Raw genomic sequence first — 24,651 nt, forward strand, 5'->3', positions numbered from 1 at the left:
GGAGGGGACGGCTACTCCTCGTCGGAGGCGCTGTCGCCCCGGCGGTTCGCGCGGCGCGCGCGGCGGCGCTCCCCGCGGCTGAGCGCCTCGGTCTCCTCGGGCGCGGCTTCCGTGTCCTCGCTGCCGCTGGCGGCCTTGAGCAGCTTCGCCAGCGCCCCCACGGTGGGGCCTTCGTAGAGGGTGACGGCCGGCAGCGCGACGCCGAACTGCTCGCGCACGCGGGCAATCAGCTTCACGCCGACGAGCGAGTTGCCACCCAGCTCGAAGAAGTTGTCGTGCACGCCGACCTGGTCGATGCCCAGCGTCGTCTGCCAGAGGCGGGCGATCTTCTCCTCCAGCTCGTCGCGAGGCGGCACGTAGGCGTTCTGGAGCGCCGGCCGGGGCGTGGTGCCCAGGGAGGAACCCACGTCCTGCTTCGCCTCCGCCTTCTCCTGCGAGGCGGCCGGCTGGGCCCACTTGCGCGCGCGGGCGCGCAGGTTGCTCGTGGACACGGCCACGTGGGAGACGGCGCCCAACTGGAAGAGCTGCTCGAAGGCGTCCTCGCCCTCGGCGGCCGTGATGGCCAGCGCGCCGAACGGGCTCTGCGCGCCGCCCGCGCGGGACTCGTACTGCCACGCGTCCCAGCCCACGCTCATCCACGGCACCGGCGACGTCTGCGCCTGCTTCGTGGCGAACGCGTCCATGAAGGACGTGGCCGCCGAGTACGACGCCAGGCCCAGTCCGCCCAGCACCGCCGCCAGCGACGACGACAGCACGCAGAAGTCCAGCGCGCGTCCGCGCACCGCCTCCTCCAGCGCGTACAGCCCGCGCACGCGGCCGTGGAAGGTGTCGCGTACGTCCTCGGGGCGGGTGTCCGGGATGGCGCGGAAGAGCGCCTGGCCCACGTCACCCGCCGCGAACACCACGCCGTGCAGCGCGCCGAAGTGCGTCAGCGCCACGTCCACGGTCTCCTTCACCTGGACCTTGTTGCCCGCGTCCACGGAGACGGTGTGCACCTGAGCGCCCAGCGCCTCCAGTTCGCGCACCTGACGGATGCGGCGGGAGACGGCGTCGTCCTCGCCATGCGCGGACAGGTGTGCGTCCCACTGCGAGCGCTCCGGCAGCGCCGTGCGGCCCGCGAGCACCAGCTTCGCCTTCGCGCGCTTCGCCAGCGACTTCGCGTGGGAGAAGCCCAGCGTGCCGAAGCCGCCGATGAGCAGGTACACGCCCCCATCGCGCAGCGGCAATTGCGCGGCCCGCGGCGCGTCCGCGGGCACGTGCTCGAAGTGCTGCACCCAGCGGGCCCCGCCCCGGTACGCGATGACGGTCTCCAGCTTGGACGGCGTGGCGGCCTCGGACAGCAGGGCCTCCACCAGCGCCGTCTCCTGCCAGCTGCCGGAGTTCGGCAGGCGCACGTCCACGGCCTTCGCGGACAGGTGGCCGTACTCCTGGGGAATCACGCGCACCGGGCCCAGCACCGTGGCCAGCTCCGGGTTGGGCGCCTCGTCACCGAGCGCCTGCATGCGGTTCGTCACCGCGACCAGCGACACGGGACGCGTGCCCGGCTGATGGCCCAGGGCCTGCGCCAGGGACAACAGGCCCAGGAAGCCCTTGCCCAGCGCGGACTCGAAGTCCGCCTCGCCGTGCGCGTCACCCAGGCCCAGCGTGCCCAGGTGCAGCACGTGGTCCGGGGCGCGGCCCTGCGCGGTGAGCGCCTCCAGCACCGTGGCCTCGCCGCCCAGCGCGAGCGACCAGTGGTGCTCGTCGTGCTTCGCGGTGACGGCGGCCGGGGTGATGCGCACCACGTCCTGGCCGGCCTCGCCCAGCTTGAGCGCTAGCCGCGCGCCCAGGCCTTCGTTGGAGTCGTCCGGGAGCAGCAGCCACCAGGTGGCCTTCTTCTCGCTCCAGGTGCCCTGAGGCGACGGCAGCGCACGCTGCCACGACGGCAGGTAGAACCAGCGGGCCACGGGCTGCTTCTGATCCGCGGACGCCCACTCGGCGCGCTCGCCGTCGGCGGCGGTCTCCTTGCGCGGGTCCACCCAGTGCTTCTGTCGCTCGAAGGGGGACGTGGGCAGCGCGATGCGCCGGCGCTTCTCACCGCCACGGAACGCGTCCCAGTCCGCCTCCACGCCCTCCAGCCACAGCCGGCCCAGCGTGGCCAGCACGTGGTCCAGGTCCGCGACCTGCTCCTTCGGGTGGCGCAGCGAGTTGATCAACGCGTGCTTCGCGCCCTTGTCCGGGTGCTGCCGCGCCAGCGTCACGAGCGTGTTGCCCGGACCGACCTCCAGCAGGATGGCGTCGGACTCCTTGAGCAGCTCGCCCACGCCGTCCGCGAAGCGCACCGCGCCGCGCAGGTGCTTGGCCCAGTAGTCGGGGCTCGTGGCCTGCTCGGCCGTCACCCAGGTGCCGGTGACGTTGGACAGGTACGGCTTCGTCGGCGCCTTCCGGGCCACCTTGCGCACCGCCTCGCGGAAGGCGTCCAGGATGGGGTCCATCATCGCGGAGTGGAACGCGTGCGACGTGTGCAGCCGCGAGGACGCCAGGCCCTGGAGCTTCAGCGTCTCCACGAACGCGTCGATGAGCGGCGTGGGGCCCGCGACCACGCACGTGGCCGGGCTGTTCACCGCCGCCACGGACAGGCCCTCGGGCAGCATGGGCGTCACGTGCTCTTCCGGCAGGGACACCGCGAGCATGGAGCCCGCGGGCAGCGACTGCATCAGCCGGCCGCGCGCGGCCACCAGCGCCAGCGCGTCGTCCAGGGTGAAGACGCCCGCGAGGCACGCGGCCACGTACTCACCGATGCTGTGGCCCACCATCGCGTGCGGCGTCACGCCCCACGACTCCCAGAGCTTCGCGAGCGCGTACTCGATGACGAACAGCGCGGGCTGGGTGAGGCCCGTCTGCTTGAGGCGCTCCGACGCCAGCTCGCGAGACTCCGCGGCCGGGTACAGCACCGTGCGCAGGTCCAGGCCCAGGTGCGGCTTGAGCTTCTCCGCGCAGGTGTCCACCTGGGCGCGGAAGAGCACTTCCGTCTCGTACAGCTCGCGGCCCATGTCCACGTACTGCGAGCCCTGCCCGGAGAACATGAACATCACCGGACGGCCGCTGTTCTCCGCGCTGCCGCTGAACACGCGGCCCGGGGTGCGCTCCGCCAGCGCGGAGGCCAGCTCCGCCGTGGTGCGCGCCACCACCGCGCGGCGCTTGCCGAAGCGCTTGCGGCCCACCTGGAGCGTGTACGCCACGTCCGCCAGGTCCACGTTGGGGTTCTCACGCAGGTGCGCGGCCAGCCGGTCGGTGGCGACCTCCAGCGAGGCTTCCGTGCGCGCGGACAGCAGCACCACCTGCGAGGGAAGGCGGGCCTTGTCGGTGGCGGGCAGCTCCGGCGCCTCCTCCAGGATGGCGTGCGCGTTGGTGCCGCCCATGCCCAGCGACGTGACGCCCGCGCGGCGCGGCGTCTCCCCGCGAGGGAAGTCGCGCAGCTCCGTGTTCACGTAGAACGGGCTGTTGGGGAAGTCGCACGCCGGGTTGGGCGTCTTGAAGTTGAGGCTGGGGGGAATCACCTTGTGGTGCAGCGTGAGGGCCGCCTTGATGAAGCCCACCGCGCCCGCCGCCGAGTCCAGGTGGCCGATGTTGCTCTTCACCGAACCCAGCGCGCAGAAGTTCTTCTTGTCCGTGCCCTGGCGGAAGGCCTGCGTGAGCGCCGCGACTTCAATCGGATCACCGACCTTGGTCGCCGTGCCGTGCGCCTCCACGTAGCCGATGGAGTCCGGATCCACGCCCGCGACGGCCTGCGCCAGCGCGATGACCTCCGCCTGGCCCGCGACGGCCGGGGCCATGTAGCTGACCTTCTGCGAGCCGTCGTTGTTCACCGCCGAGCCGCGCACCACCGCGTAGACGGTGTCACCGTCCTTGAGCGCGTCCGACAGGCGCTTGAGCGCGACCACCGCCGCGCCGTGGCCCGCGACGAAGCCCGCGGCCTCCGCGTCGAAGGTGTGGCAGTGGCCGTCCGGCGCCGTGGTGCCACCCTCGTGGTACAGGTAGCCCGCCTTCTCCGGGAAGTGGATGGACACGCCGCCGGCCAGCGCCATGTCGCACTCGAACGACAGCAGGCTCTGGCAGGCGTAGTGGATGCACGTGAGGGACGTGGAGGACGAGGACTGGACCGTGACGGCCGGCCCCTTCAGGTCCATGCGGTACGCCACTTCCGTGGTGAGGCTGTCCTTGTCGTTGCCGATGGACGCCTGGAGGCTCTCCACCGACGCGACGTGCGCCAGGTGCGAGTACAGGTTGGAGAGCAGGTACGTGTTCATGCTCATGCCGCCGAACACGCCCACGCGGCCGGGCTGGCGCTCCGGGCTGTAGCCGGCGCTCTCCATGGCCTCCCACGCGCACTCCAGGAAGACGCGGTGCTGCGGGTCCATCAGCGCGGCCTCGCGGGGGTTCATCCCGAAGAAGGCCGCGTCGAACTGATCCGTGTCGCCCAGCGTGCCGCGGGCCTTCACGTAGTTGGGCGCGCGGACCATGGCCGGGTCCGCGCCCTCCGCGATGAGCTCCTCGTCGGTGAAGAACGTGATGCTCTCCACGCCGCCGGTGAGGTTCTTCCAGAACTCGGCGATGGTCTTCGCGCCGGGAAGCCGGCCACCCAGGCCGATGACCGCGATGCCATCCACTTCGGGGGTGTCAGTGCTCATGGAGCCGTCCTTCGAAACCTGGGGGGTGTGTCTGAAAGTCGTTCGTTACTTGCGGCCGCGCGCCTGCTGACGCCGCGCCTGGGCGGCCCGGCGGCGCTCCGCCTCGTCCTTGATCTTCTGGGAGGCCGCGCCCGAGTCCTCGCCCTTGTTCGCGAGGTGCTGGGCCAGCGCGCTCACCGTGGTGAACTTGAACATGTCCACCAGCGCGAGGTCCGCGCCCAGCTCCTCCTTCAGCCGCCGGTGGGCCTGCGCGATGAGCAGCGAGTTGCCGCCCAGCTCGAAGAAGTTGTCGTTGAGGCCGACGCGCTCCACCTTGAGCACCGACGCCCAGATGGCCGCCACGCTGCGCTCCACCGCGCTCTGCGGCTGGGCGTAGGCGACGCCGGAGGCGAGGCGCGCCCCTTCCGGCGCGGGCAGCGCCTTCGCGTCCACCTTGCCGTTGGGCGACAGGGGCAGCGCGGACAGCGGCACGTACGCGGACGGCAGCATGTACGGCGGCAGCCCTTCCGCGAGGAAGGTGTTCAGGTCGGAGTGCGTGGGCGCGGGCTCGCCCAGCACCACGTAGGCCACCAGGCGCTTGTCGCCGGGCGAGTCCTCGCGCGCCATCAGGAACGCGTCCTTCACGGCCGGGTGGCGGCGCACGGCGGCCTCCACCTCTCCCAGTTCGATGCGGAAGCCGCGGATCTTCACCTGATCATCCGCGCGGGACAGGAACGTGAGCACGCCGTCCGGCAGCCAGCGCGCGCGGTCGCCCGTGCGGTACAGGCGCTCGCCGGCATGGAAGGGGTCGGCGATGAAGCGCTCGGAGGTCAGCTCCGGCCGCTTCCAGTAGCCGCGCGCCACGCCCAGGCCGCCCACGTACAGCTCACCCGCGACGCCCACGGGCAGCAGGTTCTTCTCCGCGTCCAGCACGTATACGTCCGTGTTGATGACGGGCCGGCCGATGGGAACCCACGCGTGGCCCTGCAGGTCCTCCACCGCCATGCGGTGGTAGGTGGAGCACACGGTGGTCTCCGTGAGGCCGTAGCCGTTCACCACCGGCACCGTGGCGAGCAGCTTCTCCACGTCGCTGGCCACCAGCGCCTCGCCGCCGGAGAGCACCAGCTTGAGCGGCGGCAGTTGCTCCAGGCGCGCGTTGAGCCCGGCGATGACCGCGGGCACCGTGCTCACGATGGTGACGGTGTGGCGGGTGATGAGCTGGAAGAGCTTCTCCTGGTCGAGGATCTCATCCTCGGTGGGCAGCACCAGCGCGCCGCCCGTGCACAGGAGCGGGAGGATCTCGCCCACGAAGCTGGCGGAGGCCACCGACGTGAGCGGCAGCATCCGGTCCGTCGCCGTGGGCGCGTAGGACTCCACGAACGAGCGGACGAGGTTCGCGAGGCCGCCGTGCTCCAGCATCACGCCCTTGGGCTGGCCGGTGGAGCCGGAGGTGTAGACGAGGCACGCCAGATCCCCAGCCGCCACAGTCGCGGCGGGCGCGGAGGACAGCTCACCGTCCAGCGGCTGGTCCACGAACAGCGTGCGCGCGGACGTGCCGGAGGGCAGCGTGCGCTGGAGCCACGACTGCGTGATGAGGACCGGCGCCTGCGTGTCGCCCAGGATGAAGGCCACGCGCTCGGAGGGGTAGGCCGGGTCGATGGGCACGTACGCCGCGCCCGCGGCCATCACGGCCAGCACGGACACCAGCGTCTCCACCGAGCGCTCCAGGCAGATGCCCACGATGTCGCCCGGCTTCACGCCCGCGCCGCGCAGCCACGCGGCCAACTGACCCGCGCGAGCATCCAGCTCACGGTAGGTGAGCTGGGCGTCCTTGAAGAGGACCGCGACGTGGTCCGGCGTGCGCGCCACCTGCGCCGCGAAGAGCGCGGGCAGCATGTCCGCCTGCGTGAGCGGCACGCGCGGACCCTTCCAGGTCTCCAGGAGCTGCTGCTGTTCGGCCTGCGTGAGCAGCGGCAGCCCCGCGAGCGCGCGTCCCGGCTGCGCGGCGATGCCGGACAGGAGCGTGGCCAGGTGCCCGGCCATGCGCTCGATGGTGCCGGCCTCGAAGAGGTCGGTGTTGTACTCGAAGGAGGCCACCAGCTCGCCGTCCGCCTCGCCCATGGTGAGCGTGAGGTCGAACTGCGCGCCGCCGTGCGACAGCACCAGCGACTCGATGGGCAGGCCCGCCACGGTGGACTTCGCGCCCGGGATGTCCAGGGCGAAGGGCGTGAGGCCGCGCTCGTCCAGCTTGGAGGCGCGCTGGTAGACGAACATCACCTGGAACAGCGGCGAGCGGCTCTGGTCACGCACCGGCTGCAGCCGGTCCACCAGCGCGCTGAACGGGTAGTCCTGGTGCTCCAGCGCGCCCAGCATCGTCTGGCGCGTCTGGGCCAGGTAGTCCGTGAAGGACAGCGACGGGGACGGCCGCGTGCGCACCACCAGCGGGTTGACGAAGTAGCCGGTGATGCCCGCCAGCTCCGCGCGTCCGCGGCCCGCGCTCACCACGCCCAGCGTGAAGTCCTGCTGGCCGGTGTAGCGGTGCAGGAGCACCTGGAACGCCGTCTGGAGCACCATGTTCGGCGTGGCGCCGTGCTCGCGCGCCAGCGTCTTCACCGCGCTCGCGACGTCCGCGTTCAGCCGGGTGGTGTGGACGCGGCCGTTGAAGGTCTGCACCGGGGGACGCGGGTGGTCCGTGGGCAGGTCCAGCACCGGCGGCGCGCCGGACAGCTGCTCGCGCCAGTACTTCTCCAGCGCCTGGCCACGAGCGCCGGTGAGCATCTCCGACTGCCAGCGCGCGTAGTCCGCGTAGGTGCGCGCGGGCTGCGCCAGCGTGGGCCGCTTGCCCAGCTTGAGCGCCGGGTAGAGCGCGTCCAGCTCCTCCGCCATCACCGCGAGCGACCAGAAGTCGGTGACGATGTGGTGCATGGAGATGAGCAGCGCGTGGTCCTCCGCGGACCGCGACACCAGCCGCACGCGCAGGAGCGGACCCTTCTCCAGGTCGAACGGGCGGCGGGCCTCGGCGGACAGGTGCTCCGCGACCTGCGCGTCGCTCCAGCCCTTCGCGTCCGTGACGACGAAGTCCAGCGGCAGCTCCGCGTGCACGCGCTGCACGGGGCCGGTGGCCGCCATGACGAACGTGGTGCGCAGGGCAGGGTGGCGGGCCACCAGCGCCTCGAAGGCGCCCTTCAGCGCGTTCGCGTCCAGCCCCGCGCGCACACGCACCGCGACGGGCACGTGGTAGGCGGCGCTCTCCGGCGCGAGCTGGTGCATGAACCACAGCGCCTGCTGTCCACCAGACAGGGGCGCGTCCCCCGTGGCGGACGAGGCGGCCACCGCGTTCGAGGCCTGCTGGGACGGAGGCGCCGACATCAGCGTCACCACCACCTCCGCCAGCTTCGACAGCGACACGCCCTGGAGCACGTCCGACAGCGGCAGGTCGATGCCCAGCCCCGCGTCCACCGCGCTCTTGAAGTCCACCGCCATCAGCGAGTCCACGCCGTAGGCGTGCAGCGGCTTCTGCGCGTCCACCTGCGCGGTGGGCAGCCGCAGCACCTGCGCGGCCTGCTCCTGGAGGAACACCGCCACCATGGCCCGGCGCGCGGTGACGTCCGTCACCACCGCCAGCATCTTCTGGAGCATGCTGGTGTCCGGGCCCACGGGCGCGGGCGCGGCGGCGGCTTCCGGGGCCGCGGTCTTCACGGCCTCGGGCGCGGGGGCCGGCGCGGCGGCAAGGACGCTCTTGTGCAGCGCCTCCAGCGTGTCCGCGACGTACTCCGCGCGGGTGGCGAAGCGTTGGATCTTGCCGCTGGACGTCTTCGGGATGGCGCCCGGCCCCAGCAGCACCACTCCCTGGGCCTGCAGGTCATGCCCGGCCGCGACGGCCTGCCGGATGCCCTGCGCCAGCGCGTCCAGGTCCACGCCATCGCGCTCCACCGCGCGGCGGTCCACCTCGGTCACGACGATGAGGCGCTCCTCGTCATCCTGCTCGATGGAGAACGCCGCCGTGCAGCCGGGGCGGATGGCGGGGTGGGCGGACTCCACCGTGCGCTCGATGTCCTGCGGGTAGTGGTTGCGCCCGCGGATGATGATCAGGTCCTTCAGGCGGCCGGTGACGAACAGCTCGCCGTCCGAGAGGAAGCCCAGGTCGCCCGTGCGCAGGAACGGCGTCGGGTCGCCCGTGCCGGCCAGGGGCTGCTGGAAGGTGGTCCGCGTCTGCTCCTCGCGGCCCCAGTAGCCCTGCGCGATGCTGGGCCCGGCGACGCGGATCTCGCCCACCTGGCCCGCGGGCAGTGGCGCGCCCGTCTCCGGATGCGCGATGACCAGGCGCTGATCCGTGAGGTTGCGGCCGGAGCCCACCAGCGTCTGGGCGCCGGGGCTCGCCGCCTCCTTCGCCACCACGCGGTTGTCCTTCAGCGCGCCCCCATCCACGGTGCGCTGCACCGGCAGTTCGCGCTTGTCACCGCCGGAGGCGATGAGCGTGCCCTCCGCCAGGCCGTAGCAGGGATAGATGGCCTCCGAGCGGAAGCCCCGCGGACCGAACGCCTCCGCGAAGCGCCGGAGCGTGTCCGGCATGATGGGCTCCGCGCCGTTGAAGGCCAGGTCCCAGTGGCTCAGGTCCAGCTTCGCGCGCTCCTCCGGCGTGCTCTTGCGCACGCACAGGTCGAACGCGAAGTTCGGCCCGCCGCTGGTGGTGGCCTTGTAGCGGGAGATGGCCTCCAGCCAGCGCATGGGGCGCTTGAGGAAGTCCACCGGCGAGAACAGCGTCACCGGGAAGCCGCCGTACAGGGGCTGCAGGATGCCGCCGATGAGGCCCATGTCGTGGTACGGCGGCAGCCAGATGACGCCCTGGCTCTTGTCCGAGTGACCGAAGCACGAGTGGATCAGCTTCGAGTTGTGCAGCAGGTTGCCGTGCGTCAGCACCACGCCCTTGGGCGACGACGTGGAGCCGGACGTGTACTGGAGGAACACCCGCGTGTCCGTGGCCACGCCGGGATCCTTCCAGCCCTCGGCGACCTCCGCGTCCAGCGTGTCCGTGGCGATCCAGTGCAGCTCCCGCAGCTCCGGCGCCTGCTCGAAGAGCATCTCCCCCATGCCGTAGATGAAGTCGGTGGTGAGTGCGATGGTGGCCTGCGCGTCCTGGCTGATGGCCAGGAGGCGCGGCAGCGTGCGCGCCAGGCGCATGGGGTCCGGCGGATAGATGGGGACCGCGATCACGCCCGCGTACAGGCAGCCGAAGAACCCGGCGATGTAGTCCAGCCCGGGCGGGTACAAGAGCAGCGCCCGCTGGCCCTGGGCGCCGCGCGCCTGGAGCGCCGCCGCGATGGCCCGGGCCTTCTGATCCAGCTCCGCGTACGTCAGGTGCGCTTCGTCCGTTTCCCCGTCCAGCAGGAACGTAAAGCCCCGGCGGTCTCCCTGGGTGCTCGCGCGGACGCGAAGCAATTCAACCAGAGTGGAAAACGCAAAGTCGGGGACCGGGGAAGAACCGGGCGTGGTTCCGGTGGACATGGACGCGACTCCTGGGAGGCGGGGGGTGTTCCGTGCGCGGGGAGCACGGAGACGCGGATTCAGGGGCCGGGGGGGTGCTGTCTCCCGGCAAGACAGGGTTTCAAGGGCTCAGTCGCAATCAGCACCCGCCGTGAAGGGGCGTTGTTTCGCGCATGTATCGCCTGGCGCGCGCGCGAGCAATCCCCCCCACCCACATTGGCGCCACTCCGGATTTAGGGCACGGCGGAAAGCGCGTGATTCTGGAGCGGGGCAGGGTGCGAATTTCATGGGGACGGAATTCGGAGAGCGTCTGAGCCGCGAGTCACTTCATCGCGCGAATGGAGGGACATTCAAATGACCCCCAAGGTCGGAAACCCGGGGACCTCCCCTGTTCGCGGGATAGTGGGCGCGGTGTCCGTGTAAACGTGACACATCGGATCATGCGACGGGAACACGCGGAGTGTATGGGTCCGCCTCCCCGCGAGCGTCTTGCCATGGCGGAATCGCTCAGTCCTGTCTGTGTCTGTGAATTGCCAGTGAAAATAGGATTCCTTGGATTCGCCAGGTGAGTGTTTGAAGAGGATACGGGGTGGGTCCGACACGTCCCTGCGCGCTCTTGCCGCACGGGGGGCATACGGCGTGCGTGGTAGGCGCTACGCGGGAGCGTGAGGGCCATGCCGGGATGGAGTCGCGACGTGATGCGGTGGACGTGGAGAGCGCTGCTCCTGGGGGGCGCGTTGGGATGTTCGGCGGCGCCGGAGATGGCGGTGGTGTTGGACGTGGACGTGGACGCGGGCGTGGAGCCGGGGCCCGCGCCGACGACGTGCGCGAGCGGAAGCCTCTGGACCGAGGCGACGGGCGGCACCGGAGCCACCATGGCGCCAGGCCTCGCCTGCCGGAACTGTCACCTGCGGCAGGCGCCCTCCATGGCGTACTTCTTCATGGGCACGGTGTTCCCGTCGCTTCACGAGGCGGACGGGTGTGATGCCCGGCTCGCGGAGCCGGCGAAGGTGAAGGTGGAGATCCTGGACATGGAGGATCAGGTCCGGCTCACGCTGGTGCCGAACGCCTCGGGCAACTTCATGTCCACGACGCTCCAGCCGCCCTTCCCGATGCCGTACCGGGCGCGGCTGGTGGGGCCGGATGGCGCGTCGCGGAGGATGGCCACGCCGCAGGGCAACGGTGACTGCAACAGCTGTCACACCGAGCAGGGCGCCCAGGGCGCTCCGGGGCGCATCGCGCTGCCGTGAGGCGGCCCGGTACGGGTGCTGCGACAAATGACCGCAGCGGCCTCGCCACGGGAGGCTGCTATCCGGGATGCTCCTTTTTTCCCGGAGTCACCCGATGAAGTCTTTCCTGGGGCCGTTGTGTGTCGTCACGGGTTCGCTGCTGTCCTCGTCCGCCTTCGCGCACGCGGCGGTGGCGGGGGCCACGCCTCCCTATGCCGGTGCGACCTTCGAGGCCGACATCACGGTGAGCCACGGCTGTGACGGCGTGGACACGTCCAAGATGCGGGTCCAGATTCCGGAGGGCGTGACGGGGGTGCGCCCGGTGGACTCCGTGTTCGGCACGGCCGAGGTGGAGAAGGACGCCAACGGCAACGTGACGGCGGTGACGTGGACCCGGCCCTCGGGCGCCGTGAAGGCGGCGGACACGCACTTCTTCCACCTGGGGCTGCGCATGAAGCTGCCCTCGAAGCCGTTCACCACGCTGTTCTTCCCCACGACGCAGACGTGCAGCACGCCAGCGGGCGTGGAGACGGTGGTGGCGTGGACGAGCACGGCGGGAGGCGAGCACAACCACGACGGGGACGCGGGCACGGGGGCTTCCGAGAACCCGGCGCCGTCGCTCTACCTGCTGCCTTCGCGGCTGCCGGGTTGGAACCAGTACACGGTGGACGAGCACGTGCATGACCTGACCGTGTTCAAGGACGCGCTCATCGTGTGGTCCGGCACGCAGGCGTACAGCTTCAACCCCGTCACGCAGGCGCTCATCGAGAAGGAGCCCGGCGTCACCGCGCTCACGCAGATCCATCCGGGCACGGTCATCTGGGTGAAGTACTAGGAGCGACCATGCGCCACTGGCTCTTCGTGTTGTGTGTCGGAGTTCTCGTTGGCTGTTCGGACAAGCCCTCGCCGCCCACGGGGCAGAGCGACGCGGGCACCATCGTGGAGGACGCGGGCACGGCCTCCGGCGTGGAGCGGCCGGGGGCGCTGGAGCGTCCGCCGCTGGAGCGGTTGCCGGACGACCTCAAGCCGCCGGCTCAGTAGCGGGCGTGGCGTTCGGCGACGCGGTAGAGCTGGGTGAGGGAGTGGTCCAAGAGCGCCTGCGTGGACCGCATGTAGCGGTGCGCGCGGGCGAAGGGCAGCCACACGCGGTCTCCGACGCGGACCTGGGCTTCCATCCACTGCTTGCGGGGAAGCCACTGTCCGCCCAGGTGTTTGACCAGCACCTCGCCCAGGTAGGCCCCCACGGCGGGCACCGCGATGGCATCGATGTTGTGCCGCTCGAAGGTGTCCGGGAAGGTCTCCTTCCAGAAGTGGAGGTCGATGTCCGTCAGGGACTCGGGGGACCCCTTGAGGACGGAGGGCACCGGCGTGTGGAGCAGCGCCACGAGGCGTTCCGCGAGGGAGGCGTACTGGTCGAGAGCGGCCTTCGGGTCGGCCACGTCCGGAGGCAGGGCGGCGTCGAGCGGGAGCCACTCGTCCGGCTCTGGCGGGACGTAGGCGTTGAGCTCAGCGATGCGCCGCTGACGCTGGGCCAGGGACACATATTCGGGCAGGCGTGAGAGCAGCGGGGCGACGTCTGGAGCGAAGCGGGGTTCGACGGGTGCGAGGGTCGCGCTCCGTTCGCGGAGGGTGGCCATCACGGTGTCGAAGTCCAGGTCCGGCCGCAGATGGACCCAGGCGCGGGCCTGGGCGACGCGGGCGGCCTCGGTGGCGAAGTCCGCGGCGGTGGGCCAGGTGACGAGGAGGATGGAACCGTCCGGGAGCTCTTCGACGCGGTGGGCGGGAGTGGAGCGCATGCGCTCTCGGCCGACGGTGTCCACCAGCTTTGGGCCGAAGAGGTTGAGCCAGTACACGGCGTGGATCTGGTCGAATCCGTTCTTCCGACCGAGCCGTTCCTCCCTTCCATAATGGGGAGCCCCCGACAGTTCGCTGTCCGCCGCGCTATGCGCATAGGCATGGGATGCCACCGGATACCGGATGGCCCAGGCGCGGACCATCTCCACGAATGACCGGCAGTGGCCTTCATCCGTGAAGGGGACGAGTGACTTCACGTTGAGCCATGTCTCCAAGGCTGGAGGCAGGGGCGGAAACCAGAGCAGGAGTGTCATGTCCAGCTTGGGCTCCGTGGTGCGATAGAGTCCGACGGAAGTGCTGTTCTCGTCGCGTGACTCAGACAGAGCCTTCATCACCGCCGCACGTGTGTATCCACGGCGCCGCTTCCCCTTGGTGATGTCCGGCATCCAATCGCCAGCTTCCGATTCCAGCGCGTCGAAAAAGGGGCTCAGCTCGCTCAGCGGATCGGCGAGGGCATCGAAACCCCCTTTGAAGATGAAGAGGAACTCGTCATCCATCATTGGAACTGGATCTCCACGCCGCGGGCAGCCGTTTCGGCGGCATTCAGGGCGGACTCCAGTATTTGCTCATTCCGAGGTTTGAAGACGTTTCCTTCATAGATGAGGTGGACTTTCTGGATGCGCACCATGCCTTCAAGTCCCGGCCGGCGGATGTCCACGGTTTCACCGTAATAGCGGAGGGCTCCAGTCGCGTCCGCTTTCATCTGGGACAACAGTGCCTTCGAGACGAGCGAACGTAGGTCGCGGCTCTTGAAGCTGAAGGTCTCCATGCGTGGCGGTTGCCCTGAGGGTGGCTTCGTCTCGATGACCAATGCATCCGCGAAGCGCAGGTCCGCCTTCGTCATGCCCACGTGCGTTTCGATTCGCGGCTGATCAAAGTCCTGGAGCCACCGACGTTGCGCTCGGGGCAGTGCCGCATCCGCCCGCAGCCGGGCGACCATGGCCCGCTCGAACATCAGCCCCCGGATGAACTGCCCGCGCAGGTCCAGGTAGCCCTCCCAGCGCAGCGGGCCTTTGGCGGGCGTGCCCCGTTCCAGCTCTGCGAGCCGGGCCTCGCGATAACTCACGTACTCGGTCCAGAGCGGGTGACCTTCGGCTCCTCGGGGCGCATCCCGCTCCGGTGGATGGTTCTTCAGGAAGGACACATCGCGGGACAGGCGGGGACCCGTGGCCTCCCACTCCACCTGCGCGAGCCTTGCCTCCAGGACCTCCGGCGGCACTCCCGCGAAGTCCTTCGACAGGGCGGAACCGCCGGTACTCTTCTGTGCACCTCCCGGACGTTCGCGGCTTGCCTCCGCAAGCAGGGCCTGGGCCTTCGCCGGGTTGCCTCGGGCCTCATAAAGCGCCAACGCTCCGGCTTCTCCCCACTCGGCGGCGAGGTGGGCACCTTCCCGGCTTGCCCGGAGCTGACGCAGCAGCTCTCGCGTGGCGTTCACTCCGAGCTGTTCCTCCAGCCGCTCCACCGCCGCCTTGAGCGCCTCCACGTCGAAGGTGGGCCGGTCTCTCGCGGCTTTGCCTCCCGCGTACAGCGCCACCATGAGCGCGGCGGGCGCCAGCTCCCGCGTGGCCTGTTCGTACCTGCCCTTCGCGAGCGACGACGCTCCCTGCGCCGTCCCCGCGACCAGATGGAGGAAGCCCATCGGGACGCCGAAGGTCAGGTGGTCGAATCCACCTCGCACCACATTGCCCGGTGAGAAGTGCCCCGCCATCAGAGCCCTCTCCACCGCGTCGAGCGCTTCCTGGTAGGGCGGCGGCAATTGCGCACGCATCGCGGAGAACTCCACGTAGCGGGCCCCCGCGCTCACGTCAGTGCTGGACAGCGCGTCCCGCCCCGCGCGCTCCAATCCCCGCAGGACGTCACCGGCTCGCTCTTCCCGCTCCGGAGACGCCGAGACCTTCAATCCCCGGCGCAGCAGCTCCTCGCGCACGGTGGGCATGCCAACCAGCGTCTCCCCGAGCTGCTTGTCGCGGGCCAGTCGCTGGACCAGGTCCCGCAACTCATCATCGAAGCTGGCGTGCAGGATGAAGAGGGCGAACACCTCCGCGCGTGGAGCGCCATACTTCTCGACCGCGCTGACGAGGAAGGCCGCGCGCTTGCGCTGAAGGACGCTGGAGGCCTTCGCATCCAACGGCCCCAACGCCCCCAGCCGGACGGCGTCCCAATCATCCAGGGACTCCACCAGCCGGGCCATGTCCACGCCTCGCTGCATGGCCAAGAAGGCCGCGGGCGAGGCACAGGCCAGGAACGGCCCGAGGCGCTGTTCACTGCGCTCCAGGTCGGGCCAGCCTTGAGGCAGGGGACGGCCACCACAGGCCCATCCCCTGTCGTCACGCGACCCAGCCGAAGCCTTCCGGACACCTCCAGCCCACGGCCGCCAGGATGCCCGCGCCACCGGGGTTCCGTAGCTCCAGGTGCCACCCTGTGACGGTGCTGAAGCACAGCCCGCGATGAGCAAAGCCATGCATGCCAGCGCCGCCCACCGTCGCACGGTGGCGCCACAGGGGATGTGCGATTCGTGAATCAGAACAGCGGTTCGTAGCTGGCGTATGCCGTGAGGATGCCCGACCACTGATCTGTCCAGGTGTCATAGACCTGCATCCGCTGGCTCACCGTCTGGTAATGCGAGATGGTCTGCAAGCAGGTGTAGCCCTCGTCGGGGGAGTACCCCGCGTAGGAGCAGGTGCCATCCAGGAACTGGATGACATAGCGACCGCCAGATTGGTCGATGCCCAGGACCCCGAAGGTGACGTACCTCCAACTGTCACTGCCCAGGGCCCCGCAGGAGCCCGCCGACAGGTAGTCCCATGCGAACGTATCCACGTAGCAGGCCGCGACCGCGTCGCTCGCTCCCAACGACTGGATGCCTTCAGGCGCGGGCAGCGTGTCCGCGGCCCAGGCAGCGGACGACAGCGACAGCGCGGCGACAGCGGAGACTCCAGCAAACAGACGGCGCATGGCACCTCTCCTGTGGAAGGGGAGGTGAAAGGCTAGCGATTGAACCAATGGCAATCAATGTGAGGCCAATCGTATTGCGGCGCCGCGGTTCAACTTTCGCGGCTTGCTGGATGTCTGGCCTTGGCTTGGCATGCCCTGTCACGGCACGGTGGCGGGGTCCGCGAAGCGCGGGTCGGTCAGGAACGCCGTGTCCGTGAGCGACTCCAGGAACGCGATGACGTCCGCCTTCTCCTCGGGCGTCAGGTCGAAGCCGCGCACGAAGGCGCTCTGCAGGGGGCTCGGCTGTCCGCCGTTCGCCGCCCGTGCCCGGCCTCCCGCGGCGTAGTGATCCAACACGTCGGAGAGCGTCTCCACGCTGCCGTCGTGCATGTACGGCCCGGTGACGGCCACGTTGCGCAGGGACGGCGCCTTGAAGCGCCCCATGTCCTCCGGACGGAACGTGATTTCGAAGAGGCCCGTGTCCCCGGCGGGATACGCGCCCTGGCCGTCCTCGTTGTAGAGCCCCGTGTTGTGGTACGGCAGCACCGGCTCCGCCGTCGACTCGTGCACGGTCGCGTCCTGGAAGTTGAAGCCGGAGTGGCAGTGGTCGCACTCCAGTCGCTCGGACAGGAACAGCTGCAGGCCCCGCTTCGCCGCGGGGCTCAGCGCGTCCACGTCCTTGCCGTACAGATAGCGGTCATACGCCGACGTGCCGGAGATGAGCGACCGCTCGAACGCGGACAGCGCCCGCGTCAGCGTGGCCAGCGACACCGGCGTGGACTCGTTCGGGAAGGCCTCCGCGAAGCGGGCCGTCAGGTCCGGATCCGCGCGCAGCCGCTCCAGCAGCACCTCCTGTTGATCCGCGAAGCCCAGCTCCACCGGATCCCTCCCGAACAGCGGCACCAGCGCCTGGGCCTCCAGCGTGGTGAGCGCGGAGTTGGCCCAGGTGAGGCTGGTCGCGTACGCCACGTTCGCCAGCCCCTGCCCGTTGCGGCGGTGCGCCTGTCCCGTGCTGCCCACCGCGTGCACGCGCCCGTCCGTGAAGGCCCGGGCCTGCTCGTGGCACGAGCCGCAGGACTGCGTGCCGTTCATCGACAGGCGCTTGTCGTAGAAGAGGCGCCGGCCCAGCTGGACCTTCGCCTCCGACATGGGGTTGTCCTCCGGCACGCGCGGCTTGGGGAAGCCCGCCGGCAGCTTCCAGTCGTAGGGCGCGGGCTCCTCGGTCGGCCCCGAGGGATCCGCGCAGCCCGTGGCCAGCAACGCCACCGTCGCCAGCGCCTTCCACGCCTGTCCTTGTCGTCGTGCCACGTCGGACGTCCTTCCTGCTACTCGGCCCGGATGAAGGTCTGCGCGGACGGGTTCGCCGCCTGGCCGCCGAAGCCCAGCCCCAGGGGCTGGAAGAGAGGACCGCAGTCCGCGTCCATGGGGGACGACATGCAGCCCGCGGACGTGCCGGGCGCGTTCACGTCCAGGTTGGAGCCCGCGAAGAGCGTGGCCAGGTCCATCACCACCTTGTTCTTCGTCACGTCGAAGCCGTCCAGGTGGAACTCCGGACGGTTGTTGTTCGCGCAGCCGGCGGTGCCCTGCGTCTGGCCTTCGGGCGGCGGCGCGCAGGCCGTGCTGCCCAGGTGCATGACGTGCTCGGGAAGGCCCTGCGTGCGGCCCTCGATGCGCGTGAAGATGAAGCCGCTCTGCCAGTTCCAGTGCAGGCCCGTGTCATCCATGGGCTTGCCGAGCGTCGTGGGGTCGCCGTGGTTCAGGTCCTCCGGGATGCCCAGCGTGAAGCGCAGGCCCGTGTAGTCACCCTGGGGCGCCGTGCCCTGGATGGACGCGTTCATCGCCGCCGTGCCCTGCGTGCACAGCCCGTCCTTGTTCGCGAAGTCCAGCAGCACCACGCCCGAGTGCTGCCACGTGCCGTCCTCCGTCAGCGTCACGGGCACCTCCTGTCCGGCCCGCGTCACCAGCCGCACGTCGTGCACGAACACGCGGAAGTCCATGGGCTCGTACGTCGTCCCCGTCGTCCCGACGTTCGTGTACGTCTTGCCGCACGCGAAGGCCTCCGTGCCCACGCGGGCGACGACGGGCAGGTTCACCGTCAGCACCTCGGGCGTCTGGGGTTCGTCGTCCCCACAGCCGAGCGCGCCCACGAGGGCCAATGGAAGGAGGAGGCGGGAGCGGAGCAGGGAGCGCATGGCAATCATCCTTAGGAAGGTGCTCCCGTCTAACGCACGGGCCGGGAAAGCTTGCCGTGGCATGTTGCCGCACCCGCCGCCCGGCTCATGCCACCTCGCGCGCCTCGTCCGGGACCGGGAGCCCCGCGCCTTGCGCCTTGCGCTGCTGGATGGCCAGGAAGAGCGCCTCGTGCGTGGCGGGCGAGGGCAGGCCCACGTCGCCGCCCGGCGCTCCGAAGGCGGCCACCGCGTCGCGCAGCGCCTCCCGTACGGACAGGGCCAGCATCAGCGGGGGCTCGCCCACGGCCTTGCTGCCGTGGATGGTGCCCTGCTGCCCGGCCCGCGCCATGAGCTCCACGCGCAGGTCGATGGGCGCGTCGCTGAACGCGGGCACCGCGTAGGTGCTGGCGGAGTGCGTGAGCAGCCGCCCGTTCGCGTCCCACTTCAGCTCCTCGCCGGTGAGCCACCCCATGCCCTGCACGAAGCCGCCCTCCACCTGGCCCCGGTCCACGCCGGGGTTGAGTGAGTCCCCCACGTCCTCCAGCAGGTCCGAGCGCAGCACGCGCTTCATGCCCGTGTCGCCGTCCACCTCCACCTCGCTCACCGCCGCGCCGTAGGCGAAGTAGAGGAACGGCTTGCCCCGGCCCAGGGCCCGGTCGTAGCCGATGCCCGGCGTGCGGTAGTAGCCCGTGACGGACAGGCCCACGCGGTCGCGGTAGGCCTCCTCCACCACGGCCGCGAAGGACAGCCCCTGGTCCGGCCGCGACGCCGCGGCGATGCGGCCGTCCTCGAACACCAGCGCGTCCGGCGACACCGCCTGCCCGTGCAACTGCACCAGCATGCGCGCGGCCACCGGGGCCAGCCGCTCGCGTATCTGGATGCAGGCCTCGCGCACCGCCGCGCCGTTGAGGTCCGAGCCGCTGGAGGCCGCCGTCGCGGACGTGTTGGGCACCTTGTCCGTCGCCGTCTGCGCCACGCGCACCATTTCCGCCGGCAGGCCCAGCTCACGCATGGCCACGCCTTGAATCTTGGTGTGCAGCCCCTGGCCCATCTCCGTGCCGCCGTGTGACAGCAGCACGGAGCCGTCGCGGTACACGTGCACCAGCGCGCCCGCCTGGTTGAGGAAGGTGGCGGTGAAGGAGATGCCGAACTTCATCGGCGTGATGGCGAGGCCTCGCTTGATGCGCGGGCTGGACGCGTTGAAGGCCTCCACCTGCGCGCGGCGCTTCATGAAGTCGGACGACTCCATCAGGTCGTTCCACAGCTTCGGCAGCCGGTTGTCCTCCAGTTCCTGGCCGTAGTGCGTGGTGTTGGTCTCGCCCACGCCGTCGTAGAGGTTGCGCTGGCGCACGGCCTCGGGGGCCAGGCCCAGGGTGCTCGCGATGCGCGCCAGGATGTCCTCCATCACCAGCATGCCCTGCGGCCCGCCGAAGCCGCGGAACGCCGTGTTGGAGACCAGGTGCGTCTTCGCCACGCGGCCGGTGTAGCGCACCGACGGCACGTAGTAGCCGTTGTCCAGGTGGAAGAGGGCGCGGTCGGTGATGGACTCGGACAGGTCCAGGGACCAGCCGCCGTTGGACGTGAGGTCCGCCTTGAGCGCGAGCAGCCGGCCCGTGGCGTCGAAGCCCACCTCCCAGGCCGCGTGGAACGGGTGGCGCTTGCCGGTGACGACCATGTCCACGTCGCGGTCCAGCATCCACTTCACCGGCCGGCCCGTGTGCACCGCCGCCAGCGCCACCAGCGCAGCGGGCGCGTTGCCTTGCGTCTCCTTGCCGCCGAAGCCGCCGCCCATGCGCGGCGCCTTCACCACCACGCGGCTGCGCGGCAGGTGCAGCACGTGCGAGAGGATGGCCTGCACCTCCGACGGGTGCTGCGTGGAGGACGTCACCGTGACGTCGCCGTCCTCGCCCACCTCCGCGTAGGCCGCGTGCGTCTCCAGGTAGAAGTGCTCCTGGCCGCCCATCGTCAGCTCACCGGCCAGCCGGTTCGGGCTGGAGGCGAGCGCGCTGTCCACGTCGCCCCGGCGGATGACATGCGGGTCGGTGTGGAAGCTCTCCTGCTTCAGGGCCTCGGCCAGCGTGAGCACCGCGGGCAGGGGCTCGTAGTCCACCACCACCTGGCGGGCGCCCTCGCGGCAGGCCTCGGGCGTCTCGCCGACGACGAGCGCCACCACCTGCGCGTGGAAGAGCACCTCGTCCTTGGCGAGCAGCGGCTCGTCGTGGCGGATGGGGCCCGTGTCGTTCATGCCCGGGATGTCCTCCGCGAGCAGCACCTTCACCACGCCGGGCACCTTCATCGCGGCGCTGGCGTCGCGGCGGAGGATGCGCGCGTGCGCATGCGGCGACAGCACCGGCCACACCGTCAGCATGGGCCGGCGCTGCGCGAGGTCGTCCACGTACTGCGCGCTGCCCGTCACGTGGCCCAGCGCGCTCTCATGGCGCAGCTCGCGGCCCGCGTCCGCGGTGGCGACAGGAGCGCCCGGGGCGAAGGTGGGGCGTCCGTCCAGCACGGGGCTGCGCGCGCCGGACGCGAACTTCTCCAGCAGCGACACCACCAGCCCTCGCCGGTACTCCGCGCTGCCGCGCAGGTCCGTGAGCGGACTGAATTCACGCTCCAGCGTGGCGCGCACGCGGGCCACGGCCTCCGCGTTCCACGGGTGCCCCAGCAGCAGTCCTTCCGTCTGCTTCGCCCGCGCGGGCGTGGCCGCGACGCCGCCGTAGCCCAGCCGCGCGGTGCGCACGAGCCCCAGCGCGTCCGTCTCGATGCAGAAGCCCGCCGCGACGATGCTGATGTCCAGCTCGCGGCGCTTGGACACCTTGAAGCTGTCCGAATGGCGCGTGAGCCCGCTGTCCTTCGCCGGGGCGTGGGGGATGACGACGAAGCGGACCACCTCGTCCGGCTGGAGCGCCGTCTTGCGGTAGGCGAGGAAGAAGTCCGACAGCGCCACCGTCCGCTCGCCGCGCACGGAGGCCAGCACCAGCCGGGCGTCCAGCGCGAGCAGCACCGGCGCCGTGTCCCCGATGGGCGAGGCCGTCACCAGGTTGCCCGCGAGCGTGGCGCGGTGGCGGATCTGCCGCGAGGCGAAGACGTTGAGCATCTTCGCCAGCTCCGGCACCTCGTGGCCCAGCGCGTCCTCCACGTCCACCAGCGACGCGGCGCCGCCCACGTACCAGCCGTCCTCCTCGCGGCGGACGGCGCGCAGGGCCTCCACGCCCTCCGTGGAGATGAGGAACGGGTAGCGGCGGGACTTCTTGGTGATGTCCACGCCCAGCTCGGTGGCGCCGGCCACGAGCATCGCCTCCGGGTGCAGGGCGCGCAGCGCGAGCAGGTCCTCCCACGTGGTGGGGCGCAGGAACAGGCCATCGCGGGCCTCGTAGCGCAGGGGCGGGGTGGGGGAGGGCGGCCCCTCCAGCGAGACGCCGGGGAGCCCCGGGCCCGCGCCCTTCGCGTCGCGCGTGGCGAGCGCGTCCACCATCGCGTCACGGATGGGGCGGTAGCCGGTGCAGCGGCAGATGTTGCCGCAGAGCTGATCCGCGATGGCCTCCGGCGAGCCCGCGTCCTTGCGACAGTACGCCTCCACCATGGAGACGACGAAGCCCGGCGTGCAGAAGCCGCACTGCGAGCCGTAGTGCTTCACCATCGCCTGCTGCACGGGGTGGGGCGCGGCGCGGCTGCCCACGCCCTCCACGGTGACGAGCTCGCGCCCGGCCACCATGGGCAGCAGCGCGATGCAGCTGTTGAACGCGCGCAGCGTCTTCTGGCCGCTGACGTCCCGGTCCACCATGGCCACGGTGCAGGCGCCGCAGTCGCCCTCGGCGCAGCCCTGCTTCGTGCCCGTCAGGCCGCGCGCGCGCAGGTAATCCAGCAGGGTGGTGTTGGGCGACGCGTCGTCAACCTGGACCGTCTGTCCGTTGAGCCGGAACTCGAAGGGGGTGCTCATTCCCCCGAGGATAGCAGGGGCGCGGGCGCTGGCTGAGCGCCTGCTTCCTGGGCCAGCCCATGATGGAGCTGGAGCAGTCCGGCCGCGATGCTCACGGCCACCTCCTGCGGTGACTTTCCGCCGGTAGGCAGCCCCATGGGGCACTGGACGCGGCCCACCTGCCGGGCGGGCATCCCCTTCGCCTCCAGCCGCTGCCGGAAGCGGGCCCACTTCGTGTCACTGCCGATGAGGCCGATGTAGCGCGCCGGCTTCTGGATGGCGAAGGCGATGATGTCCTGATCCACGTCGTGGCGGTGCGTCATCACCGCCACGTAGGTGCGCTGCGCGTCCCAGGCCGCGCGCGACGCGAAGTCGTCCCACGCCTCCTCGTGACGCACCACGTCCGAGGGCACCCGCGGGGACTGGATCCACTCGGCGCGTTCGTCCACCAGGTGCACGCGAAAGGGCGTGCCCTCCAGGATGCGGCACAGCGCCTGTCCCACGTGGCCGGCGCCGAAGAGGTACAGCTGGGGCCCGTGGTTGACGGGCTCGACGAAGACGTCCACGACTCCTCCACAGCACTGCCCCAGCTTCGCGCCCAGCGGATAGCGGAAGGTGCGCGCCTCGCCCCGGGCCAGACACGCGCGGGCGTCCTCCAGGACCAGCTGCTCCAGGTGGCCGCCGCCAATGGTGCCGTGGAAGGTGCCGTCCGCGCGCACCAGCAGCTTCGCGCCGGAGGGCGCGGGCGTGCTGCCCTTGACCTCCGTCACCGTCACGACGGCGAACGGCGTGTCCTCCCGTGCCCACTCCGCGAGTTGGTGAACCCAGTTCCACATGCCACCCGGGAGTCTGCCATGGCCGCCGCGCCGGTGGCGCCCCGTTGGACGCCTGCCCTGGGGACAGGGAAGCGAGCCCCCGTTGCCGGGCCGGTGAGGCACACCACCTTTTGCGCCAGACGTTTTCAACCCATCCGACTCAAGGAGATGACGTCATGGCCAATGCCGCCGCCGAACTCGAGACGCTGAACTCCTTCCTGCGCGGTGAGATCTCCGCCGTGGAGACCTACCGGCTCGCCTCGAAGCACATCGAGACCGAGGTCGCGAAGACGGAGGTGGAGGCCTGCCTCCACGACCACGAGAAGCGCGTCGAGGCCCTCAAGGAGCGCATCGAGAAGCTGGGCGGAAAGCCCGCGGAGGGCTCCGGTCCCTGGGGCGTCTTCGCCAAGGTCGTCCAGGCCGGCGCGGACCTGCTGGGGGAGAAGCGCGCCATCGACGCGCTGGAGGAGGGCGAGGACCACGGCCTGAAGGACTACAACCGGGACGTGGACAAGCTGCACGGTGAGGCGCGCACCTTCGTGCGCCAGCAGCTGCTGCCTTCGCAGAAGCAGACGCACGCGCGGCTCAGCGCGCTGAAGAAGAACCCGACCCTGCACTGAGGGTAGGGGTTGCGCATTGCCGGACATCCCAAGGTGCCCATCCCGGTGGAAGGGAGGGGCACCTTGTGGTGCATCGCACGTCCCCGCATCCAGGCCTGGAGGCTTTCAGGGGGCGTGCGATAGTCGGAACATGGGGCGTGAGCACACGGTGCCGGGGCCGAACGGGCCCGGGGCCGTCACCGACAGCGAGGACGCGGGGACACCGGCTCCCCGCCCGCCCGACGTGCGCGCCGAGGGCGCTCCCTCCATTCCCTCCCCGACGACCGCCGACACCAGCTACGCCGCGGGCGCCCTGGGCACCGGCGTGGAGGTGCTCTTCACCACCTCCGAGCGCGCCCTGCAGTGGGCCTGGCGCGTGCTCCAGCTCGCGCGCGGCGTGATGGAGGCCACGCCCCGGGGGGACGCGTTCATCCGCGAGGCCCGCGCGTCCGTGGTGGACTTCCTGGACCACATCCCGCCGCACGTGCGCCGCAGCGTCGAGGAGGTCCTCGTCTTCTGCAACCTGTGGCAGGCCGTGGGCGTGCGCCTGCGCCGCCGGGGCGGCTTCCCCGCCGGGGACGACACGGCCTGGCGCCAGCTCTGCGAGGACGTGGAGCTGCTCCAGCGCGCCGCCCAGGCCCGGCTGGGCACCGCCGCGGCGCTGGAGCAGGGGCTGCTCAAGGACCTGGGCCGCCTGCGCGAGCTGGCCCTGTCCTGCGGCGACAGCGCCAACGAGGTCACCGTGGGCATGGAGGTGTTCACCCGCTGCATCGCGGAGCTGATGGCCGTGGCCAGCGCCGTGCGCCGCGCGTGGGAGGCCGCCGCCCATGAGCTGGCCGAGTCCGCCGCGTGGCTGCGCGCGGGAGACCCGGCCTTCAGCGCGTGGCTGGCGGAGCACCTGGTCGCCGCCGAGCCCGCGTGGGAGCGCACCCAGAAGATCGCCCGCTGGCTGCGCGACGTGGGCGCCTTCGCGGGCCAGCCCTGAGTCGTGGCGTCG

At 70.9% G+C, this 24,651-nt stretch carries 14 protein-coding genes; 5 read left to right on the forward strand and 9 right to left on the reverse strand.

The features are described from left to right. Window positions 1-11: 11 nt before the first annotated feature. Both JYJ93_RS14605 and JYJ93_RS14610 read right to left on the reverse strand, forming a co-directional pair. The gene (locus JYJ93_RS14605) at window positions 12-4,670 is read right to left on the reverse strand and encodes a type I polyketide synthase (protein WP_206791424.1); all 4,659 of its coding nucleotides are present in this window, start codon (window positions 4,668-4,670) and stop codon (window positions 12-14) included. A gap of 45 nt (window positions 4,671-4,715) precedes the next feature. Further along, window positions 4,716-10,088, reverse strand: coding sequence for a non-ribosomal peptide synthetase (locus JYJ93_RS14610; protein WP_206791426.1), 5,373 nt, complete (start codon window positions 10,086-10,088; stop codon window positions 4,716-4,718). 719 nt (window positions 10,089-10,807) lie between these two features. Between JYJ93_RS14610 and JYJ93_RS14615 the strand changes: the two genes are divergently transcribed. From JYJ93_RS14615 to JYJ93_RS14625, 3 genes are all read left to right on the forward strand, one after another. Continuing rightward, on the forward strand, window positions 10,808-11,383 hold the full coding sequence (locus JYJ93_RS14615; RefSeq protein WP_206791428.1) for a hypothetical protein: 576 nt from the start codon (window positions 10,808-10,810) through the stop codon (window positions 11,381-11,383). 94 nt (window positions 11,384-11,477) lie between these two features. Next, window positions 11,478-12,197 carry a DUF1775 domain-containing protein gene (locus JYJ93_RS14620; protein WP_206791430.1) on the forward strand — a complete coding sequence of 240 codons (720 nt, stop codon included), beginning with the start codon at window positions 11,478-11,480 and terminating at the stop codon, window positions 12,195-12,197. Between the two features lie 8 nt (window positions 12,198-12,205). Further along, window positions 12,206-12,403 carry a hypothetical protein gene (locus JYJ93_RS14625; RefSeq protein ID WP_206791432.1) on the forward strand — a complete coding sequence of 66 codons (198 nt, stop codon included), beginning with the start codon at window positions 12,206-12,208 and terminating at the stop codon, window positions 12,401-12,403. Here JYJ93_RS14625 and JYJ93_RS14630 read toward each other — a convergent pair. From JYJ93_RS14630 to xdhC, 7 genes are all read right to left on the reverse strand, one after another. Then, window positions 12,397-13,713 (reverse strand): hypothetical protein, encoded by a 1,317-nt coding sequence (locus tag JYJ93_RS14630; RefSeq protein WP_206800311.1) that lies wholly within the window; start codon window positions 13,711-13,713, stop codon window positions 12,397-12,399. The two genes, JYJ93_RS14625 and JYJ93_RS14630, sit on opposite strands and share 7 nt — an antisense overlap. Then, window positions 13,713-15,425 (reverse strand): hypothetical protein, encoded by a 1,713-nt coding sequence (locus JYJ93_RS14635; RefSeq protein WP_242544419.1) that lies wholly within the window; start codon window positions 15,423-15,425, stop codon window positions 13,713-13,715. Before JYJ93_RS14635 ends, JYJ93_RS14630 begins: the two co-directional genes overlap by 1 nt. Before the next feature lie 311 nt (window positions 15,426-15,736). Further along, window positions 15,737-16,171, reverse strand: a complete 435-nt coding sequence (locus tag JYJ93_RS14640; RefSeq protein WP_206791434.1) for a hypothetical protein — start codon at window positions 16,169-16,171, stop codon at window positions 15,737-15,739. Window positions 16,172-16,309: 138 nt separating this feature from the next. Beyond that, on the reverse strand, window positions 16,310-17,458 hold the full coding sequence (locus JYJ93_RS14645; RefSeq protein WP_206791436.1) for a methanobactin export MATE transporter MbnM: 1,149 nt from the start codon (window positions 17,456-17,458) through the stop codon (window positions 16,310-16,312). Between the two features lie 17 nt (window positions 17,459-17,475). Continuing rightward, window positions 17,476-18,342, reverse strand: coding sequence for an MbnP family copper-binding protein (locus JYJ93_RS14650; protein ID WP_206791438.1), 867 nt, complete (start codon window positions 18,340-18,342; stop codon window positions 17,476-17,478). An 85-nt stretch (window positions 18,343-18,427) separates the two neighbouring features. Further along, window positions 18,428-22,261 (reverse strand): xanthine dehydrogenase molybdopterin binding subunit, encoded by a 3,834-nt coding sequence (gene xdhB / locus JYJ93_RS14655; RefSeq protein ID WP_206791439.1) that lies wholly within the window; start codon window positions 22,259-22,261, stop codon window positions 18,428-18,430. Then, window positions 22,258-23,076: a xanthine dehydrogenase accessory protein XdhC gene (gene xdhC / locus JYJ93_RS14660; protein WP_206791441.1), complete on the reverse strand. Its 819-nt coding sequence runs from the start codon at window positions 23,074-23,076 to the stop codon at window positions 22,258-22,260. The genes xdhB and xdhC overlap by 4 nt, the downstream gene beginning before the upstream one ends. A 155-nt stretch (window positions 23,077-23,231) precedes the next feature. Here xdhC and JYJ93_RS14665 point away from each other — a divergent pair, with 155 nt between their 5' ends. Together JYJ93_RS14665 and JYJ93_RS14670 are read left to right on the forward strand one after the other, a co-directional pair. Next, on the forward strand, window positions 23,232-23,675 hold the full coding sequence (locus JYJ93_RS14665; RefSeq protein WP_206791443.1) for a DUF2383 domain-containing protein: 444 nt from the start codon (window positions 23,232-23,234) through the stop codon (window positions 23,673-23,675). 130 nt (window positions 23,676-23,805) lie between these two features. Continuing rightward, entirely contained in the window at window positions 23,806-24,639 is an 834-nt protein-coding gene (locus tag JYJ93_RS14670) for a hypothetical protein (protein WP_206791445.1), read from the forward strand. The last annotated feature ends 12 nt before the right edge of the window (window positions 24,640-24,651 follow it).

It is taken from the genome of Corallococcus sp. NCSPR001, assembly GCF_017309135.1.
Lineage (GTDB): Bacteria > Myxococcota > Myxococcia > Myxococcales > Myxococcaceae > Corallococcus.

Coding starts and splice junctions, on each gene's coding strand:
- JYJ93_RS14625 (WP_206791432.1), top strand. CDS start 12,206: ATGCGCCACTGGCTCTTCGTGTTGTGTGTCGGAGTTCTCGTTGGCTGT.
- xdhB (WP_206791439.1), bottom strand. CDS start 22,261: ATGAGCACCCCCTTCGAGTTCCGGCTCAACGGACAGACGGTCCAGGTT.
- JYJ93_RS14605 (WP_206791424.1), bottom strand. CDS start 4,670: ATGAGCACTGACACCCCCGAAGTGGATGGCATCGCGGTCATCGGCCTG.
- xdhC (WP_206791441.1), bottom strand. CDS start 23,076: ATGTGGAACTGGGTTCACCAACTCGCGGAGTGGGCACGGGAGGACACG.
- JYJ93_RS14630 (WP_206800311.1), bottom strand. CDS start 13,713: ATGGATGACGAGTTCCTCTTCATCTTCAAAGGGGGTTTCGATGCCCTC.
- JYJ93_RS14620 (WP_206791430.1), top strand. CDS start 11,478: ATGAAGTCTTTCCTGGGGCCGTTGTGTGTCGTCACGGGTTCGCTGCTG.
- JYJ93_RS14670 (WP_206791445.1), top strand. CDS start 23,806: ATGGGGCGTGAGCACACGGTGCCGGGGCCGAACGGGCCCGGGGCCGTC.
- JYJ93_RS14615 (WP_206791428.1), top strand. CDS start 10,808: ATGCCGGGATGGAGTCGCGACGTGATGCGGTGGACGTGGAGAGCGCTG.
- JYJ93_RS14650 (WP_206791438.1), bottom strand. CDS start 18,342: ATGCGCTCCCTGCTCCGCTCCCGCCTCCTCCTTCCATTGGCCCTCGTG.
- JYJ93_RS14640 (WP_206791434.1), bottom strand. CDS start 16,171: ATGCGCCGTCTGTTTGCTGGAGTCTCCGCTGTCGCCGCGCTGTCGCTG.
- JYJ93_RS14635 (WP_242544419.1), bottom strand. CDS start 15,425: ATGCAGCGAGGCGTGGACATGGCCCGGCTGGTGGAGTCCCTGGATGAT.
- JYJ93_RS14665 (WP_206791443.1), top strand. CDS start 23,232: ATGGCCAATGCCGCCGCCGAACTCGAGACGCTGAACTCCTTCCTGCGC.